Annotated in this window: 17 protein-coding genes and 1 pseudogene; 4 read left to right on the plus strand and 14 right to left on the minus strand. The window is 64.2% G+C overall.

What is annotated here, in order from left to right; all coding sequences use genetic code 11:
• Positions 1-13: 13 nt before the first annotated feature.
• The 10 genes from V9L18_RS16605 to V9L18_RS16650 all read right to left on the minus strand — a co-directional run bounded on the left by V9L18_RS16605 (position 14) and on the right by V9L18_RS16650 (position 10,911).
• Positions 14-949 carry an FKBP-type peptidyl-prolyl cis-trans isomerase gene (locus tag V9L18_RS16605; RefSeq protein ID WP_337348266.1) on the minus strand — a complete coding sequence of 312 codons (936 nt, stop codon included), beginning with the start codon at positions 947-949 and terminating at the stop codon, positions 14-16.
• A 107-nt stretch (positions 950-1,056) separates the two neighbouring features.
• Entirely contained in the window at positions 1,057-2,421 is a 1,365-nt protein-coding gene (gene pafA, locus V9L18_RS16610) for a Pup--protein ligase (RefSeq protein ID WP_337348267.1), read from the minus strand.
• Between the two features lies 1 nt (position 2,422).
• Complete coding sequence (prcA, locus tag V9L18_RS16615; protein ID WP_337348268.1) at positions 2,423-3,130, minus strand: proteasome subunit alpha; 708 nt, start codon at positions 3,128-3,130, stop codon at positions 2,423-2,425.
• Between the two features lies 1 nt (position 3,131).
• Positions 3,132-3,950, minus strand: coding sequence for a proteasome subunit beta (gene prcB, locus V9L18_RS16620; protein WP_337348269.1), 819 nt, complete (start codon positions 3,948-3,950; stop codon positions 3,132-3,134).
• A gap of 81 nt (positions 3,951-4,031) precedes the next feature.
• Positions 4,032-4,235: a ubiquitin-like protein Pup gene (locus V9L18_RS16625; protein WP_337348270.1), complete on the minus strand. Its 204-nt coding sequence runs from the start codon at positions 4,233-4,235 to the stop codon at positions 4,032-4,034.
• Positions 4,236-4,321: 86 nt separating this feature from the next.
• Positions 4,322-5,941 carry a depupylase/deamidase Dop gene (gene dop, locus V9L18_RS16630; RefSeq protein WP_337348340.1) on the minus strand — a complete coding sequence of 540 codons (1,620 nt, stop codon included), beginning with the start codon at positions 5,939-5,941 and terminating at the stop codon, positions 4,322-4,324.
• A 50-nt stretch (positions 5,942-5,991) separates the two neighbouring features.
• Positions 5,992-7,743, minus strand: a complete 1,752-nt coding sequence (gene arc / locus V9L18_RS16635) for a proteasome ATPase (RefSeq protein ID WP_337348271.1) — start codon at positions 7,741-7,743, stop codon at positions 5,992-5,994.
• Positions 7,744-7,825: 82 nt separating this feature from the next.
• Positions 7,826-8,890 carry a tRNA (adenine-N1)-methyltransferase gene (locus V9L18_RS16640; RefSeq protein WP_337348272.1) on the minus strand — a complete coding sequence of 355 codons (1,065 nt, stop codon included), beginning with the start codon at positions 8,888-8,890 and terminating at the stop codon, positions 7,826-7,828.
• Between the two features lie 115 nt (positions 8,891-9,005).
• Complete coding sequence (locus tag V9L18_RS16645) at positions 9,006-10,172, minus strand: site-2 protease family protein (protein WP_337348273.1); 1,167 nt, start codon at positions 10,170-10,172, stop codon at positions 9,006-9,008.
• Positions 10,165-10,911, minus strand: a complete 747-nt coding sequence (locus tag V9L18_RS16650) for an HAD family hydrolase (RefSeq protein ID WP_337348274.1) — start codon at positions 10,909-10,911, stop codon at positions 10,165-10,167. The genes V9L18_RS16645 and V9L18_RS16650 overlap by 8 nt, the downstream gene beginning before the upstream one ends.
• 152 nt (positions 10,912-11,063) lie before the next feature.
• Here V9L18_RS16650 and V9L18_RS16655 point away from each other — a divergent pair, with 152 nt between their 5' ends.
• Both V9L18_RS16655 and V9L18_RS16660 read left to right on the plus strand, forming a co-directional pair.
• Positions 11,064-11,969, plus strand: coding sequence for a PAC2 family protein (locus tag V9L18_RS16655; RefSeq protein WP_337348275.1), 906 nt, complete (start codon positions 11,064-11,066; stop codon positions 11,967-11,969).
• A 24-nt stretch (positions 11,970-11,993) separates the two neighbouring features.
• Positions 11,994-12,171, plus strand: a pseudogene (locus tag V9L18_RS16660) (transcription initiation protein); the annotation flags it as partial.
• Positions 12,172-12,182: 11 nt separating this feature from the next.
• Here the strand turns inward: V9L18_RS16660 and mshC are convergent.
• Both mshC and V9L18_RS16670 read right to left on the minus strand, forming a co-directional pair.
• Positions 12,183-13,460 (minus strand): cysteine--1-D-myo-inosityl 2-amino-2-deoxy-alpha-D-glucopyranoside ligase, encoded by a 1,278-nt coding sequence (gene mshC, locus V9L18_RS16665; protein ID WP_337348276.1) that lies wholly within the window; start codon positions 13,458-13,460, stop codon positions 12,183-12,185.
• A gap of 15 nt (positions 13,461-13,475) precedes the next feature.
• The gene (locus V9L18_RS16670; protein WP_337348277.1) at positions 13,476-14,309 is read right to left on the minus strand and encodes an undecaprenyl-diphosphate phosphatase; all 834 of its coding nucleotides are present in this window, start codon (positions 14,307-14,309) and stop codon (positions 13,476-13,478) included.
• 50 nt (positions 14,310-14,359) lie between these two features.
• Between V9L18_RS16670 and V9L18_RS16675 the strand changes: the two genes are divergently transcribed.
• Complete coding sequence (locus V9L18_RS16675) at positions 14,360-15,301, plus strand: aldo/keto reductase (RefSeq protein ID WP_337348278.1); 942 nt, start codon at positions 14,360-14,362, stop codon at positions 15,299-15,301.
• A gap of 22 nt (positions 15,302-15,323) precedes the next feature.
• Here V9L18_RS16675 and V9L18_RS16680 read toward each other — a convergent pair whose 3' ends face one another.
• Positions 15,324-15,590, minus strand: a complete 267-nt coding sequence (locus V9L18_RS16680; RefSeq protein ID WP_337348279.1) for a hypothetical protein — start codon at positions 15,588-15,590, stop codon at positions 15,324-15,326.
• Positions 15,591-15,629: 39 nt separating this feature from the next.
• Between V9L18_RS16680 and V9L18_RS16685 the strand changes: the two genes are divergently transcribed.
• Positions 15,630-15,863: a DUF5703 family protein gene (locus V9L18_RS16685; protein ID WP_337348280.1), complete on the plus strand. Its 234-nt coding sequence runs from the start codon at positions 15,630-15,632 to the stop codon at positions 15,861-15,863.
• Between the two features lie 20 nt (positions 15,864-15,883).
• Here V9L18_RS16685 and V9L18_RS16690 read toward each other — a convergent pair whose 3' ends face one another.
• Positions 15,884-17,044 (minus strand): acyl-CoA dehydrogenase family protein, encoded by a 1,161-nt coding sequence (locus V9L18_RS16690; RefSeq protein ID WP_337348281.1) that lies wholly within the window; start codon positions 17,042-17,044, stop codon positions 15,884-15,886.
• Positions 17,045-17,046 lie beyond the last annotated feature (2 nt).

The raw sequence follows: 17,046 nt of genomic DNA on the forward strand, positions 1-17,046 counted from the left end.
GCCCGCGATGGGGCTATTTGGCGCCGAGGATATCCACGACGAAGACAAGGTCGCCCTTGGCTTCGCCCTGGCCTGCATCACCATACGCGAGGTCCTTGGGGATGACCAGAAGGACCCGGGAGCCCACCGTCTTGCCTGCAAGGCCCTTGGTCCAGCCCGGAATGACGCCGGTCAGCGCGAAGCTGGCCGTCTCGCCACGGTCAAAGCTGGAGTCGAATTTGGTGCCGCCAACCAGGGTGACGCCCACATAGTTCACCGTCAGTGTGTCGGTTTCCTTGACTTCCGCGCCGGTGCCCTTGATCAGGTCCTGGGACACGAGGGCAGTCGGGGCTGCGACACCCTCAACGGAGATTTCCGGCACGCCTTGGTCGTTGTCCTTGACCGTGGGGAGGCCAGCGGGCGGGGTCACTGTTTCACCCTCGGGCTTTTCGAGCACCGGGGTTACATCCGTGGCGGAAAGTACCTTAATCAGCAGCAGCTGGGTGGGCTGCGCTGCGGCGCCTTCAGCGGCTGCCGCCTTGCCAGGAATGGCCAGGGCCAGGGTCGAGCCGATCTTGGAACCGACAAATGCGTTATAGATGACGGCGCCGCCGGTCTTTAGCTCCTCGTTCAGTTCCAGGGGCTCGGGTTCGCCTGCGTAGGTGTCTTCGAGCGTGGCCCCGTCAGTGCCGTTCAGGGCGAGGATGGAAATGTTGGCCACCTGGTTCGCCTTGAGGGAATCGCCGGTGCCTTCGGTGACGACCTTGATGGTGGGCTCCGCTACGTCCAGCGGCTTGGTGAACTCAACACCGGGAGCTTTTTTGTCCCCGTTGTCCGTCAGTTTCAGGGAGTCGAACTTGGCAGTATCACCTGCGGACTGGCTGGTGGGCTCCGGTGCTGCGGGCGTCCCGCCTCCACAGGCGGTAAGCAGCAGCAGACCGGGGATAAGGATTGCTAGTAGTCGGCGCACGTAAGAACTTTCGTCGGGGCAGGATGGACGCTGCACCGGAAAATATCGCTCGGCACAGCTCAGGACCGAAGAACGGCCCCATCCAGAATAGCCCCTGAAGCTGGGTGTCAGCCCATAGAGTCCAGGAGCGCATCCACACGGTCATCAACGCTTCGGAACGGATCCTTGCAGAGGATGGTCTGGTGGGCGCGGTCATTGAGTTTCAGGTGCACCCAGTCAACTGTGTAGTCCCGGCCGAGTTCCTGGGCACGCCGGACGAAGTCGCCGCGCAGTTTGGCGCGCGTGGTCTGCGGCGGAGCGTCCACTGCATCCTTGACCACGGTGTCGTCCACCACGCGCCGGACGGCGCCCCTGGACTGTAGGAGGTAGTACAGCCCCCTCGTCCGGGAGATGTCATGGTAAGTGAGGTCCAATTGTGCGATCCGCGGTGCATCAAGGCCGAGCCCGTGCCGTTGCCGGTAGTTGTCCATCAGCTTCTTTTTGATAGCCCAGTCGATCTCGGTGTCAATCGAACTGGTGTCTCCGCTCTCGATGGCCCTCAACGTCCTGCCCCACAGGTCCAGTATCAGCGGCACGTGCGGGTTGTGCGCCCCATGCTCCTGGACGAAAGCAGTGACCTTCGTCAGGTACTCCTGCTGGATCTCCAGGGCAGTGAGTTGGCGTCCGTTGGCCAGCCGGACCAAGGCCCGTCCACTGAGGTCGTGGGAGATCTCCCGGATGCTCCGGATGGGGTTCTCCATGCGCATGTCGCGCATGATCACACCCGCCTCGATCATGCGGAGGATCAGGTCCACCGTTCCCACTTTGAGGAGGGCGGTGGTCTCGGACATGTTCGAGTCGCCCACGATCACGTGGAGCCTGCGGAAGAATTCGGCGTCGGCGTGGGGCTCGTCCCGGGTGTTGATGATCGGACGGGACCGGGTGGTGGCCGAGGACACGCCCTCCCAGATATGGTCTGCACGCTGCGAAAAAGCGTACGTGGCGCCGTGCGGGGTCTTGAGGATTTTTCCTGCGCCGGCAATCAGCTGGCGCGTCACGAGGAACGGAATGAGGATTTCGGCGAGCCGTGAGAATTCCCCACGCCGTGGAATCAAGTAGTTTTCGTGGCTGCCGTAGGAGTTGCCGGCGGAATCAGTGTTGTTCTTGAACAGGTAGACGGTGCCGTTGAAGCCTTCTGCCGCCAGCCGGGACTGGGCTTCGTCCACGAGGTCATCGAGGATCAGTTCGCCGGCCCGGTCATGGGCGATCAGCTGCGCGAGGTCGTCGCACTCGGCGGTGGCGTACTCGGGGTGCGATCCCACGTCGAGGTAGAGGCGTGAGCCGTTGGTCAGGAAGACGTTGGACGAGCGTCCCCAGCTGACTACCTTCCGGAAAAGGTACCGGGCCACCTCTTCCGGGGCCAGCGGCCGCGAATCGGGGCTCGAATACGAAATGCCGAATTCGGTCTCGATACCGAAGATCCTCTTGTCCATCTCAGTCCTCCTCAGCCAGCAGCGCCGTGATGTCGGCGTCGTTCAATCGTCGGAACGCACGCCGGGACCCGCGCGAGCTCTCCGAGAGCCGGTCCAGGACAGCGACTTCCACCGCCGTGGCCGGCAGCGCGCCGGCTTCGGCGTCGGTGACGAGTCCTCCCATCGCCAAGCGGATCGCTCCCGGGAAACGCAACGAAGCGCGCCAGCCGTCCGCGATGGCGGCTGAGACCCGGTCCGCCTGGCCGCCCATCACGATGAACCCCTGTTCGTCTGCGATGGACCCGTCAAAGGTCAGGCGGTAGAGGTGGTCCTCTTCCTGGGTTTTGGCGACTTCGGCGACTGCCAGCTCCACCTCGAAGGGCTTCTGCTCCGCAGTGAACACTGCGCCAAGACTTTGGGCGTAGACACTGGCCAGTCCGCGGGCGGTGACGTCCTCGCGGTCGTAGGAGTAGCCCCGGACGTCGGCATACCTCACCCCGGCCTGCCGGAGACTCTCGAACTCGTTGTACTTTCCAACGGCGGCAAAAGCGATTTTGTCGTAGATTTCGCCGATCTTATGCAGGGACGGCGAGGGGTTCTCGGCCACCAGCGCGATGCCGTCCTGGCAGCTGACCACCACGACGGACCTGCCGCGGGCAATGCCTTTCCGTGCGAAGTCCGCACGGTCCTTCATCAGCTGCTCGGGGGAAACATAAAACTGCTGGGTCATTCTAGGCCTCCCGCCGGGCGATGGTCCGCGCTTCAATGATGCTGCCTGCAACCGCAGCGAGCTCGGACTCGGGTACGCGCCGGGCTCCGCTCCGGCTGACGGTATACACCACGGGCCACAGTTGGCGGACGGGGTCGGGGCCGCCTGTGGCAGAGTCGTCGTCGGCTGCGTCGTAGAGGGACTCGACGGCGACAGCGACCGCTTCGGCTTCGGTCAGGTTAGGCCGCCAGAGTTTCTTCAGGGCGCCGCGGGCAAACACGGAACCGGAACCGACCGTGTGATGTTCGCGTTCTTCGTACCGGCCGCCGGTCACGTCATAGGAAAACAGCCGGCCCAACCCCGCGGCAGTATCAAATCCGGCGAAGAGGGGCACCACCGCCAGCCCCTGCAGCGCCATGGGCAGGTTCCCCCGGATCATGGCCCCCAGTCGGTTGGCCTTACCTTCGAGGCTGAGCAGCGTGCCCTCTATTTTTTCGTAGTGCTCAAGTTCAACCTGGAATAATCGGGTGAGGTCGATCGCGATGCCGGCCGTGCCCGCAATGCCCAGCACCGAGTAGTGGTCGGCCGGAAACACCTTCTCTATGTGGCGGCTGGCAATGACGTTGCCCATGGTCGCCCGGCGGTCTCCGGCCATCAGGACTCCGCCTTCGTAGCTCAAAGCCACGATGGTGGTGGCGTGCGGCACCTGCAGCGGCGTGGCGGCTGCCCCGGCGGGTAAGTCCCGGTTGTACGGAAGCAGTTCCGGCCGATCCCGCTGCAGATGCTCGGTGAACGAGGATGTCGCGTTGGCGGCTACCTGGTGGGCGGTCGGTTCCTGCACTGATGCACTCCTTCAACGTAGTAAGTCAACGTCTTGCCAGATCTGCGGCCGTCCGCGGCTCCCGCCGCCGTGTCGGACCGGTTACTGACCGCCCTTTTGGACGAACGCCCGAACGAATTCTTCGGCGTTGGATTCCAGGACGCCGTCGATTTCGTCAAGGAGGTCATCCACGCCCTGGGTCGCTGCGGATGCCTGCGCTTCGGGCGGCGCGGGAGGGGCCTCCGGCACGTCCTCTTCGACCTGGCTGTCGTGCGACTGCGGCTGCTGCTGCTCCTGGCCTGCCATTGTTATCTCCCTCTTCCTTAAAGCTCGGGTCCGGGTGGAACATCCGATACGCCCATATTGCCACGCTCCGGGGCTGCCGGGGTGGTTTACGCCCCCGGCGGATTGGTGTTATGTCCGAGCAGTTCCGCCAGGAAAGGACCAGCCTCCCGGTGCCGGGCAAACAGGCCACTTGTCAGTGCTTTGGTCCCCCTCAGCGGCTCGCGGGTGGGCACCCGCTGGAGACGTCCGTAGCCCGGCACATCGAAGATTACCGAGTCCCAACTGGCCCCCACGACATCCTTTCCGAAGCTGCTGACGCAGCGGCCGCGGAAGTAGGCCCGGGTGTCCGACGGCGGTTCCGTGACCGCTGCGGCGATGTCGGCGTCGTTCACAATCCGCTGCATCCGGTCCCTCGCCAGAAGGCGGTAGTAAAGGCCCTTCTCTGGCCGGATGTCCGCCCACTGGAGGTCCACGAGGCCCAGCCTGGCATCGTCCCAGGCAAGTCCGTCCCGATCCCGGTAGCCGTCAAGGAGCGAGAGCTTGGCGAGCCATTCGACCGAGGAAGCCGCTGCCGACCTGTCGCTGTCGAGTTGCGTCAGGGTGTTGGCCCAGCGCTCCAGTACCTCGTGCGTGTGGCCGTCGCCGTCGAGGGCGTCGGAAACCCCGGTGTCCTGGGCGAGCTTTGCCGCTGCTTCGTGGTAGATCCACTGCAGGTCCAGCGCAGTGACGCGGCGCCCGTCCAGCAACCGCAGCTTGGTGGTCAGGGACGTGTCATGGCTGATGGCCTGCAGAGCGGCGACCGGTTCATGCACCTCCAGCTTCGGTGCCAGGCCCGCCTCGATGAGACTGAGGACCATGGCAGTAGTGCCGAACTTGAGGTAGTTGGACGCCTGACTCAAGTTGGCGTCGCCGATGATGACATGCAGCCGGCGGTACTTGTCCGCCGTGGCATGCGGTTCATCGCGGGTGTTGATGATGGGCCGCCGGATGGTGGTTTCAAGGCCGACCTCCGCCTCAAAAAAATCGGCCCGCTGGCTGATCTGGTACCCCGGAACAGAACTGTCCTGGCCCAGGCCCACCCTGCCCGCGCCGCAAAATATTTGCCGCGTAACGAAGAAGGGCGTCAACCCGCGCACGATGTCCCCGAACGGAACGGAGCGTGGCATGAGGTAGTTCTCGTGCGAGCCATAGGACACGGACTTGTTGTCCGTATTGTTCTTGTACAGGTTTACCGCGGGCAACTCGGGGTCCATTGTGAGCCGGCGTACCGCGGCCAATGCCACCAGGTCGCCGGCGGCGTCCCACGTCACGGCGTCGCGGGGGTTGGTGACCTCGGGGCTTGAGTACTCCGGGTGGGCGTGGTCCACATACAGGCGGGCGCCATTACCGAGCACCATGTTCATCAGCAGTGTCCCGGACTCGTCCTGTCCGTCCAGTTCCAGTTCTTCGCGGCCGTAGGCAAGGGCGACGGCCTCCGCATCCAGGACCGGCGGCTGGTCCGTGAGCTGGCTCGGGTGCGCCGAGGCCCGGTCAAGGGTCCAGCCGCGGGCGTCGTGCAGCGGCTCCTCATCCGTGTAGTCCCACCGCGTCTCCGCTCCGCCGGCCGCGCGCTGGCGTGTCACCTGCGCATATGCCTGCACCACCCGGGCCGACATCATGGTGGCGTTAGCCGAGGGAGCAGCCGGAGCGTGGATCCCGTATTCCGTCTCCGCGCCCATAACCCGCATGGCCCCGCCGACAGGGAGTCCTCCTCCGCTGGCGGGTTCCGCAGCAGCCGTCACAGGTACTGTCCTGTGCTGGGCATCGTTTCGATGGACTTCCCGGGTTCCTGTCCGGCCTTGCCCTGGACGATGGTCCGGATATAGGTGATCCGCTCGCCCTTCTTGCCCGAGATGCGGGCCCAGTCATCCGGGTTGGTGGTGTTCGGCATATCCTCATGCTCGCGGAACTCGTCCACGACGGCTCGGAGGAGGTGCTCGATCCGCAGGCCCTTCTGGTGGAGGGTCAACAGGTCCTTGATGGCATACTTCTTGGCCCGGTCTACAACGTTTTGGACCACCGCACCGGAGTTGAAGTCCTTGAAGTAGAGCATCTCGGTGTCCCCGTTGGCGTACGTGACTTCCAGGTATTCGTTGGACTTCTCCGTGGAGTACATGGCTTCCACCGTGCGCTGGACCATGGCGTCCACAGTGGCCTGGACATCGCCGTCGTATTCGGCAAGGTCAGACTCGTGGAAGGGCAGGTCTGTAGTGATGTATTTGTTGAAGATGTCCGCGGCTGCTTCGGCATCCGGCCGCTGGATCTTGACCTTGACGTCCAGCCGGCCCGGACGAAGGATCGCGGGGTCGATCATGTCTTCGCGGTTGGACGCGCCGATGACGATGACGTTGTCCAAGCGCTCCACGCCGTCGATCTCGCTCAGAAGCTGCGGCACGATGGTGGTTTCGACGTCGGAGGAGATGCCCGTACCGCGTGTGCGGAACAGGGAGTCCATTTCGTCGAAGAACACCACAACGGGGCTGCCGTCCGAGGCCTTTTCACGCGCACGGGAGAAGATCAGCCGGATGTGGCGTTCGGTTTCACCGACGTACTTGTCCAACAGTTCGGGGCCCTTGATGTTGAGGAAGTAGCTCTTCAGGTCGACGTTCCCGGACCGCTCGGCTGCCCGGGCTGCCAGCGAGTTTGCCACCGCCTTCGCGATCAGCGTCTTACCGCAGCCCGGGGGGCCGTACAGCAGAATGCCTTTGGGGGCCTTCAGTCCATGCTCGCGGTAGAGGTCGGGGTGAAGGAACGGCAGTTCGACGGCGTCGCGGATCTGTTCGATCTGGGGGCCCAGCCCGCCGATGTCCTCGTAGGTGATGTCGGGAACTTCCTCCAGGACCAGGTTCTCAACCTCGGACCGCGGGACTTTCTCCAGCGCATAGCCTGTCCGGGAATCAATGGACAGGGCGTCCCCAACCCGGAGCTTTTCGCCCAGCAGGGCGCCTGAGAGCCTGATGACCCGTTCTTCGTCGGCGCGTCCGACGACGAGGGCCCGGTCCGTACCCAGCATCTCCTTCAGGGTTGCCAGCTCGCCGGCGCGTTCGTAGCCAAGGCCGGCAACAATCAGAAGGGCCTCGTTGAGGAGGACTTCCTGGCCAACGGCCAGCTGGCTGATGTTGACCAAGGGGCTGATGCCTACCCGCATCTTCCGGCCGGCATTGAAGATATCCGCTGATTCCTCGGTGGTGGCTTGGCCGCTGTTGCCGGCGGACGGCTGGCGCTTCGGATTGAGTTGGAGAATGGTGCCGAAGCTGTATGGCGGCTGCCCCTCCTGGTCGAGGGCGTTCTTGAGCCGCAGGATCTCCGCTTTCGCGGCTTCCAGCATGGTGACCAGCTTGGCGTTGTTCTGTGTTGCGGCCGCGAGTTGGCGGTCAATGTGCCTGAGCTTGTCCCGGAGGATGTTGACCTGCCTGTCAGCAACAGACAAATCATTAACGGCAGACTGCTCTGCCGGTGTACGTCCGGAGTCCTGGTTCGGAGTCTCCATGATGCATCAGCCCCTTCCTGCGCTTCTCTTAAGACCTTAGCCCCAAGTTGGCAGGTACAGCTGAAGACTCCCGAAATCTGGACTAGTTCGTGATCTCCGGATCGTCCTTGACGTTGGTCCCCGCGATTGCGTCGCGGGCGGCTCGGCGGAGCTTCTTGTCTGAGACCAGCCGCTCCCCCACTGCTCCCGGTGTCCAGGCATTCACATCGGCTTCGTCAAAGTCGGTTTTCGACGGGCGCCGCTTGACAGAGATCCCGGTCACGCCGTCGGCCAAACGCCGGGTGACCAGCAGGAAACCTGTGTGGGCAACCATCCGGTGGTCGGGGCGGACCGCGAGGCCTTCAAGGTGCCAGCCGCGGACCATGGACTCCCAGGCGTCGGGCTCGGTGAAACGGCCGTCGGCGCGGATAGCTTCAGCCGTGCGGGAAAGCTGGGTCACTGTGGCCACGTAGTTGATCCAGACGCCGCCCGGAGCAAGCACTGTTGCTACGGCGTCGAGGCACTCCCACGGGGCCAGCATGTCCAGAACCACCCGGTCAACGGATCCGGGGGCTTCGCTGCGGACAACTTCCTCCTGGAAGTCACCGAGTGAAACTTTCCACGCCGGGTGGGGTCCGCCGAAGATTGTTTCAACGTTGCCGCGGGCAATGTCGGCGAATTCTTCCCGCCGTTCAAAGGAGTGCAGGTAACCGTTGTCGCCCACCGCCCGCAGGAGGGAGATGGACAGTGCTCCGGAGCCGACGCCCGCTTCAACGACCCTGGCCCCGGGGAAGATATCCGCCATGGTGACGATCTGGCCGGCGTCCTTGGGGTAGACAACGGCGGCGCCGCGGGGCATGGACAGGACAAAGTCGGAGAGCAGGGGGCGCAGCGTCTGGTACTGCTGGCCTACGTTGTTCACCACAACGGAGCCGTCAACCTTGCCGATGATCTCGTCGTGGTTGAGGAATCCCCGGTGGGTGTGGAAGGCGCCACCCACCTCAAGAGTGATGGTGTTCATGCGGCCGCGCTCGTCGGTCAGCTGGACGCGTTCGCCCTCACGGAAGGGTCCCCGGCGCCGCGCAGCTCCCACCGGCTGGGCTCCGTTGGCGGCAACACCTGTCTGGGGTTTTGCTGCGGCTTCGGTGGCGGCAGATTCGCTGCTCATGAATTTTCCTCGCTCCTGTAAAACTGTGGGGCTGCGCACTTGGTGGGGGCTGTCCTGTCCGGCCTGGCCCCACAACGGAAACCGTGTGGCAGCTAAACGCGACCGGCAGGTAACTCTACCGGTTCTGGCGCTGTGGATACCTATTGGGGCGCACGCTCTTACCGGTGATGGCTGCCACCACAACATCCTGGGCCAGCAGCCCGGTCACTGTGCCGCGGTGGTCAACCACCGCATACTCCTGGCCTTCCAGCTGGCCGAGGTACTGGATGAGCTCCTGGCCTTTTGACCACTCAGGCACGTAGGCGCCTGCACCAAGGGCATAGGACACCGCCGTTACTGGCGTGGAACTTGTGGCGTGCGGCGGAACTGCGGCCACTGCCGGGACGTCCACTACGGCCTGCGGGCGTCCATCGGGTCCGCACACCACCACGGCAGGGACACCGGTCGGTGACAGCCGAAGGACGTCCGCCACCGTGGAAGTGTTGGGAATTCCGACGGCGGGCCTGGCCAGTGCGGCAGCATTGACGAGGTGCAGCCGCCCGCGCATGGTTCCCTGCTGGATAGACGCCGATGCCCCCATCCAGAGGAATCCACCCACCAGGACGGTGATCATGAGCAGGCTGAGTTCGGTCGTTTCTCCGGCCAGGACGGGGCGGGCCAGGAACCAGAAACCCAGGGCGACGACGATGACGCGGCCTGCCCAGCCTGCCGCGACCGTGCCTTTGGCTTGGCTGCCCGTGGCTTTCCATACGGCGGATTCGACGATCCTGCCGCCGTCGAGGGGCAACCCGGGAAGGACGTTGAAAATACCGATCAGCAGGTTGGCCCACATAAAGATGTTGGTCAGGAGTTCCGCGACGCTGGGAAGGCTGGCGCCGGACAGGACCAGCCACGCGCCACCGGCCAGCGCGAAGTTCGCGGCTGGTCCTGCAAGCGCCACCAGCACGGACCGGCCCGGGGTGGCTGTGAAGTTCTCAAACTGGGTGTGCCCGCCCCACAGGTTCAGGACGATCTTTTGCGTCGGCCAGCCGTAGATTTTCGCGGTCAGTGCGTGGGCGAGTTCGTGCACCAGCACAGAAATCAGTAGCAGGATGGCGTAGGCAAATGCCACCGTGTAGGCGGCTACGCCGAGAGCCGGATTGTTCTCCCGCAGTACCGGTCCGTAAACAATCACGGTGAAGGCGGCGATGACGAACCATGAGTAGGCCAGGATGACAGGGATGCCCGCGATCCTGCCGAGTGGGATTCCTTCGCGGCGTGCCGGCGTGGTTTTCTCACCCATCTGCGGGGCTCCCCTGCGCCGCTTCCAGCAGACGCCCGGCGCCGCCTGTTCGGTTGCGGTCCTCGGCAATGGCGACCAGTTCGGCCACTGTCCGGCCCGCCAGGGACTCCCAGGTGGTGTGCCGGGGGCTGTCTGGGATAGGCACGATGTGGGGAATGGCCACCGTGGATACGCCGGAAGCCACTGCCGCTGCAACGCCGGGCGCGGAATCTTCCAGGGCGATGCAGTGATCGATGGTCAGGGCCGGATCAGAGCCCTGAAGCAGTTCAACCGCGGTCAGGTACGCCTCAGGGTGCGGCTTGCCCTGGGTGACGGTGTCCCCTGTCACCACAAATTCAAAGTAGGGCCTGGGGAGGTTCGCAACGATTTCCCGGGCCAGTGGACCCTCGGACATGGTGACGAGGGCGCACCGGATACCCTCCTGGTGGAGCTCGTCCAGGAGTTCACGGGCGCCGGGCCGCCACGGCACACGGCGTTGCACGCCACGGATGACTTCTGCCGTGAGTGTGTCGATGATTTCCCGGGCTTCCAGGTCCACTCCGGCGTTCTGGAGGATGCCAGCCGAGTAGGTCAGCGACTGGCCGACGAGCTGAATGGCTTGTTCGTGCGACCAGGTGCCGCCATGGGCTTCCACCAGCGCGTGTTCGGCCGCGATCCAGTAGGGCTCCGTGTCCACAATGGTGCCATCCATGTCCCAGAGGACTGCTTTGAGGGGGGAAATTGTGGCTGGGGATCGCATGTGTTCAGTCTACGGTGCCCTGCTGGACGCGGGCTGTGGGCTACGCCCTCGGCGAATACATGGCATCCCGCAGGCAGGCGTGGCGCGGCGCCGATCATTTTTCGGCGCTTCATTCTATGCGTGACGCGGGTTCTTGGACGTAGGGTGATGGGATGAATAGCTTCGACGGAGACACCACCGAACCGGGTGCCGAGGCCGGGCCGGAGCGGTTCCTGCAGCCAGTGGCTGAGGGTGAACGCATCACCGTAATGCTGGCCGCCTTTGAGGGCTGGAACGACGCCGGGGAAGCGGCCAGCGATTCCCTGCGGTACCTGAACAAGCTCTGGGGCGGCAAGAAAGTTGCGTCCATCGACGCCGACGAATATTACGACTTCCAGTTCACCCGGCCGACGGTACGGCGCAACGCGGCCGGCGAACGGAAGATCAAGTGGCCATCCACCAGGATCTACAAGGCCAGCGCGCCCGATTCCAACGTGGACGTCATCTTTGTCCAGGGCACCGAGCCGTCCTACAAGTGGCGTGCCTATACGGCAGAGCTGCTGGTCCACGCGGAAGCCCTGAATGTGGACTATGTTGTGCTGGTCGGAGCCCTGTTGGCTGATGTGCCCCACAGCCGCCCCATCCCGGTCAGCACATCCTCGGACGATGCACCGCTGCGGGAACGGCTGAACCTGGAGGCATCCCAGTACGAGGGACCCGTGGGCATAGTGGGAGTTTTGGCCGAAGTGGCGCTGCTGGCCGGGATCCCCACCGTCTCCCTGTGGGCTGCCGTGCCGCACTACGTGGCCCAGGCGCCGTCGCCCAAAGCTCAGCTGGCCCTCCTTCACCGAATTGAAGAATTGCTCCAAGTGCCGCTGGACACCCATGAACTGGCCGAGGAAGCTGATGCCTGGGAACGCGGCGTGGACGAGCTCGCCACCGAAGATCCGGAGATCGCAGCCTATGTGCGCCAGCTTGAGGAAGCGAAGGACACCGCCGATCTGCCTGAGGCCAGCGGGGAGTCCATCGCCCGGGAGTTTGAGCGCTACCTGAAGCGCCGGGGCAAGGACAAGCAGTAAGACTTCCACAGCAGAGGAGTCCTGATGACGAAGTACCTGATCTCGTTCCCCAGTGAAGCGATGGTGGTCCCGGAGGAGGAGTTCGAGGCGGTGGTCGAAGCCTCGCACGCCGTCATCGACGAGGCCAAGGCGGCGGGCGTCTACGTTTTCGGCGGCGGGATTGATGAGAGCTCCGGTGCTCGTCGCCGGTGACGGCACCGTCAGGACGGCGGTCTAAAGGACGACGCCGAGCAGCGCCTCGACGGCGTCACTGACCAGGGCACGGTCCTGCTGGCTGCCCGCTGCCGCGGCGGAAGCGGCTCCGGCGGCCCAACGGTCGACCGCCCCAACCGCCGCCGGCGCGTCCAGATCCGTTGCGAGGGCGGCACGCATTTCCGCGATCAGCCCGAGGGCAGAACCTTCCGGAGCAGCCTCGAGTGCGTTGCGCCACGCTGAGAGCCGTCCTTTCGCCTCCGCGAAACCGGCGTCGGTCCAGGACCAGTCAGACCGGTAGTGGTGGGCCAGGATCGCCAGCCTGATGGCCGCGGGCTCCTCCCCCGTGGCCCGGAGCCGCGACACCAGGACCAGGTTGCCTTTGGACTTGCTCATTTTCTCGCCGTCCAGCCCCACCATGCCGGCATGTGCATAGTGGTGGGCCAGCGGCACGCCCGCTAGGGAGTAGGCGTGGCCCGCCCCCATCTCGTGGTGCGGGAAAATGAGGTCGGAGCCCCCACCCTGCACCGTAAACGGGGCGGGGAGGTACTTCTGGGCGATGACAGTGCACTCGATGTGCCAGCCAGGGCGTCCGTCTCCGAGCTCTCCCCCGGGCCAGCTGGGTTCACCTTTTCTGGCGACTCGCCACAGGAGCGGGTCCAGCGCCTGCCGCTTGCCGGCACGTCCGGGGTCGCCGCCGCGTTCGGCGAACAGTTCCAGCATCTCCGTTTCCACAAGGCCGGAGATATCACCGAGGGTCCAGGCATCGGCGGCGGCGGACTGCTTTCCGGCCGCCTCGACGTCGTAATAGACATCGCCGTCCGGCTCGCCCGCTCCGCCGGGTACGCGGTAAGCGAGGCCTTTGCTGAGGAGCCGCTCAATGGCGGGAACGATCAGCGGGACGGATTCCACAGCGCCGACGTAGTGGTCCGGCGCGAGGACATTCAGGGCCACCATGTCCGTCTGGAAAAGTTCGATCTGGCTGGCGGCAAGGTCCTGCCAGTCGACGCCCGTGGCAGTGGCCCGCTCCAGCAGCGGGTCATCGACGTCGGTGACGTTTTGTACGTAGGCCACGCGCTGGCCGGCATCACGCCAGGCCCTGTTCAACAGGTCAAACGCAACGTAACTGGCCGCGTGACCCATGTGTGTGGCGTCGTAAGGCGTGATCCCGCAGACATACAACGACTGGTCGCCGTCGCCCTGGAGTTCAACTTCCCGGCCTTGGACAGTGTCAAAAAGCCTCATGGCAGGCATATGGCCGGGCAGGTCAGGAACGGGGCGGGATATCCAGGATTTCACAGGCCAAGCCTACTGTCAGGCGCTGATCACATTGAAACCGAGCAGCAGATACAGGGCAAGGCCCAGGAAGATCCGGTACCAGACAAAGAGCCGGTAGCTGCGCGTCGAGACGAACTTCAGGAACCAGCCAATAATGACGTAGCCCACCACGAAGGCGATGACGGTGGCCATGGCAGTCTCCGGCAGGCCGTAGGGGCCGGTGATGCCTTCCTTCGATACCGTCTTGTAGAGCTGGAACAGTCCGCTGCCGAAGACTGCGGGAATGGCCAGGAGGAACGAATAGCGGGCGGCGGCTTCACGGGTGTACCCCATGAGCAGGCCCGCGGTGATAGTGCCACCGGAGCGGGAAACGCCCGGAATCAAGGCCATTGCCTGGGCGAAACCGAAAAGGATGCCGTGCTTATAGGTTAATCGGGTCAGCTCCCGTTCCTGTTTGCCCACGGCATCCGCCACGGCGAGTACCAGGCCGAACACGATCAAGGTCGTTGCAACAATCCAGAGACTGCGCAGGACTGATTCGATCTGGTCCTGGAACAGGAGCCCCAGGACGATGATGGGAAGGCTGCCGAGAATCACGAGCCAGCCCATCCGCGCGTCAGGGTCCTGTCGCGAGACTTTTCCGGTCAGCGAGCCGAGCCACGCCTTGACGATGCGGACGATGTCGTGCCAGAAAAAAACGAGGACGGCTGTTTCGGTACCGAGCTGCGTGATAGCGGTGAATGCGGCACCGGGATCGGCAGCGTTGGGCAGGAATTGCCCGACGATCCGTAGGTGCGCGCTTGATGAAATCGGTAGAAATTCGGTCAGTCCCTGCACTAGGCCCAGCAGGGCCGCCTCAAACCAGTTCACGCTAAGACCCTACGTCATGGACCCCGCTGATTCCCCGTAAGCTTGCTGCTATGCAGCAGCGTTACGTCGGCAACAGTGGATTGCGAGTCTCCGCCCTATCTCTCGGGACCATGTCATGGGCTGGCGAAACCGATGAGCAGGACGCCACCGAATTGCTGCGGACGTTTGTGGACGCGGGCGGCCGGCACATCGATACGGCGGCCTCTTATTCCGACGGCAGGTCGGAGGCGCTGATCGGCTCGCTGCTGGGCGACGTCGTCTCCCGCACCGAGGTCTCGATCTCCACCAAAGCCGGAATCTCGACGCCGGACGGCCGGCGGACCGTGGACACGTCGCGTAACGCGATGCTGTCGGGGCTCGATGCCAGCCTCGCACGACTGGGCACCGATTACGTCGATATTTGGTTTGCCCAGGCCTGGGATCCCAACGTCCCCCTCGATGAGACATTGTCCGCCTTGGAGTTCGCCTTACGGAGCGGCCGTGCCCGTTACGCCGGCATCTCAAACTTCAACGGCTGGCAGAGCGCCAAGGCCGCCGCCATCGCCGGATTCCCGCTGGTCGCCGCCCAGGCAGAATATTCGCTGCTCCGGCGGAGGCCTGAAGAAGAATTGATTCCTGCGGTGGAGGATGCCGGGCTGGGGCTGCTGGCGTGGGGGCCGCTGGGGCGTGGAGTGCTGACGGGCAAGTACAGAGGCAGCATCCCGGGCGATTCGCGGGCCGCCAACCCTGGCCTTGCCTCCTATGTGGAACCGTATCTCGGCCAGGAGGCCTCCCGTGTGGTGGAGGCTGTTTCAATGGCTGCGAAGGGTCTGGGGCGCACGCCGCTCGACGTGTCACTCAGCTGGGTGCTCTCCCAGCACGGAGTGGCCTCGGCCATCGTGGGCCCCCGGACGCCTGTCCAGCTCAAGGAAATCCTTGACGCGCAGCTTTCCCCGCTACCGCCGGAAATTTCGCGGGCCCTGGAGGACGTGTCCGAACCGGCCCAACGCTGACTGGCGGCCGGTTGACCGGGTCTTAGTCCTCGAGGATCTCCAGGTCCTCTTCGTCGTCGACATCCCGTTCTTCGTCTTCGTCCTCTTCGTCGTCAAAAACCTGCAGCGGCGTCACTTCGCTGTAGGCCTCGTAAAGGGCGTCCTCATAAACTTCGAACGCATCCGCGACGGCAAAAAAAGCCGCCTCTACGGCGGGGTCCCCATCACCGCGGCGGTTGGACGCTGCTATAAGGTGTTCTTCCAAGGAGGAAGTTAAGGACTGAAGCGCGACACGCGGATCGATGCTCATGACTTCACGTTAGCCGGAAAAGGACGAAAATGGAGAGCAATGAAGGAACATTTTCTCACCAGCTCGGTCCAGCGGGAACGGGACTATCTGAGGCAGTACGAGTACCTCGTACTGACGGTCAGTCCTGACGATTCCCTCCCTGACGCCCGGCGCCGTCTTGTGGAACATTCCGAATACGGCAAGTGGGAGTTGGAGCGCAGCAAGCTGTACGTGGGCGGAGGCAGGCGCTTTTGGCTCCGCCGCCGGGTGATGCAGGTCCAGCGGACTGTCTAGGGGTTCGCTGCCGAGGCGGTTCAGGCTTCGAGCGGGCCGAGCCAGGCGTTGGCAACCGTGTTGTGTGCCGACTCGTCATCCGACGGGTGGAATATGCCGGCCAGCACGTCGCGGTAGAGCCGCTCCAGTTCCGAGCCCCGGAAATAGCTTGAGCCGCCGCTTACCCTGATGGCAAGGTCCACCACACGGCGTGCAGTTTCGGTTGCGTTGACTTTCAGCCCCACGAGCTTGGGGAACCACTGCGGTCCATGGTCGACGAGGGCATCAACATCCCGGGCCACTACGGCCAACTGCGGATAGAGGCAGTCCATGGCCATGGCCGCCTCTGCCACTTTCCAGCGGATGTCAGGATCCTGGGCGTAGCTTCGGCCGCCGTTCTTCACCGAAGTCCGCCGCTTAACCGCTGCGACCCCCAAATCCAGGGCCCGTTCTCCGATTCCTGTGTAGACGGCGGCCAGCAACGTTTCGAAACACGCGAAGATGGCGAAAATCAGCGGATCGGCGTTGGGGCCGACGGGCAGTTTGCGGAAGATCCGGTCCGGCGGGATTTCGGCGCCGTCCAGCACGGTGCTGTTGGACTGGCTCGCACGCATCCCCAGCGTGTCCCAGTCGTCCAGGATCCGGTAGCCGGGGGCGTCCCGGCGGAGGAAACCGTGGACCAACTCCCCTTCGCCGTTCCGGGCCTCGGTATCTTTGCCGAAGATCCCCAGCTGTGTCCAGGCCGGTGAGAGGCTTGTGAAGATCTTTGTTCCCGTGAAGCTGTAACCGCCATCCAGCAACGGCGCCGCCACCGTGCGCGAATCAAACAGCACGGAGTCGTTGCCCGCCTCCGAGTTCCCGAACGCGAAGATCTCGCCTCCGGCCGCTTCCCGCAGGACATAGTCCAAGGACTGATCGCCCCTGGCCGCGAGCACCTGTGCGACGCCGGTCCAGACCAGGTGCATGTTCACGGCCAGGGCGGTGGCTGGCGCCGCCGTTGCCAGCCGCCGTTGGCACTGTGCCGCCGATTCCAGCCCAAGCCCCAGGCCGCCGTCGGACACGGGGACAAAGAGCCTAAGGTAGCCGGCGGCGGCGAGCTCCTCAAGGTCTTCGTGGAAAAACGCATTATCGCGGTCATAGGTTGCGGCGCGCCCCCTGAACCGCTCCAGCAGGGCGTCCGGCAACACGTCCTCGGGTGTCATGC

The sequence above is a fragment of the Pseudarthrobacter sp. CCNWLW217 genome, assembly GCF_037203985.1.
Lineage (GTDB): Bacteria > Actinomycetota > Actinomycetes > Actinomycetales > Micrococcaceae > Arthrobacter.

Excerpts from the sequence above, each read along its gene's own strand:
- V9L18_RS16625 (WP_337348270.1), bottom strand. The coding sequence starts at position 4,235 with ATGGCAGGCCAGGAGCAGCAGCAGCCGCAGTCGCACGACAGCCAGGTC.
- dop (WP_337348340.1), bottom strand. The coding sequence starts at position 5,941 with ATGCGGGTTATGGGCGCGGAGACGGAATACGGGATCCACGCTCCGGCT.
- V9L18_RS16690 (WP_337348281.1), bottom strand. The coding sequence starts at position 17,044 with ATGACACCCGAGGACGTGTTGCCGGACGCCCTGCTGGAGCGGTTCAGG.
- arc (WP_337348271.1), bottom strand. The coding sequence starts at position 7,743 with ATGGAGACTCCGAACCAGGACTCCGGACGTACACCGGCAGAGCAGTCT.
- V9L18_RS16655 (WP_337348275.1), top strand. The coding sequence starts at position 11,064 with ATGAATAGCTTCGACGGAGACACCACCGAACCGGGTGCCGAGGCCGGG.
- V9L18_RS16640 (WP_337348272.1), bottom strand. The coding sequence starts at position 8,890 with ATGAGCAGCGAATCTGCCGCCACCGAAGCCGCAGCAAAACCCCAGACA.
- V9L18_RS16645 (WP_337348273.1), bottom strand. The coding sequence starts at position 10,172 with ATGGGTGAGAAAACCACGCCGGCACGCCGCGAAGGAATCCCACTCGGC.
- V9L18_RS16680 (WP_337348279.1), bottom strand. The coding sequence starts at position 15,590 with ATGAGCATCGATCCGCGTGTCGCGCTTCAGTCCTTAACTTCCTCCTTG.
- V9L18_RS16675 (WP_337348278.1), top strand. The coding sequence starts at position 14,360 with ATGCAGCAGCGTTACGTCGGCAACAGTGGATTGCGAGTCTCCGCCCTA.
- prcA (WP_337348268.1), bottom strand. The coding sequence starts at position 3,130 with ATGACCCAGCAGTTTTATGTTTCCCCCGAGCAGCTGATGAAGGACCGT.
- V9L18_RS16650 (WP_337348274.1), bottom strand. The coding sequence starts at position 10,911 with ATGCGATCCCCAGCCACAATTTCCCCCCTCAAAGCAGTCCTCTGGGAC.
- pafA (WP_337348267.1), bottom strand. The coding sequence starts at position 2,421 with ATGGACAAGAGGATCTTCGGTATCGAGACCGAATTCGGCATTTCGTAT.
- V9L18_RS16685 (WP_337348280.1), top strand. The coding sequence starts at position 15,630 with ATGAAGGAACATTTTCTCACCAGCTCGGTCCAGCGGGAACGGGACTAT.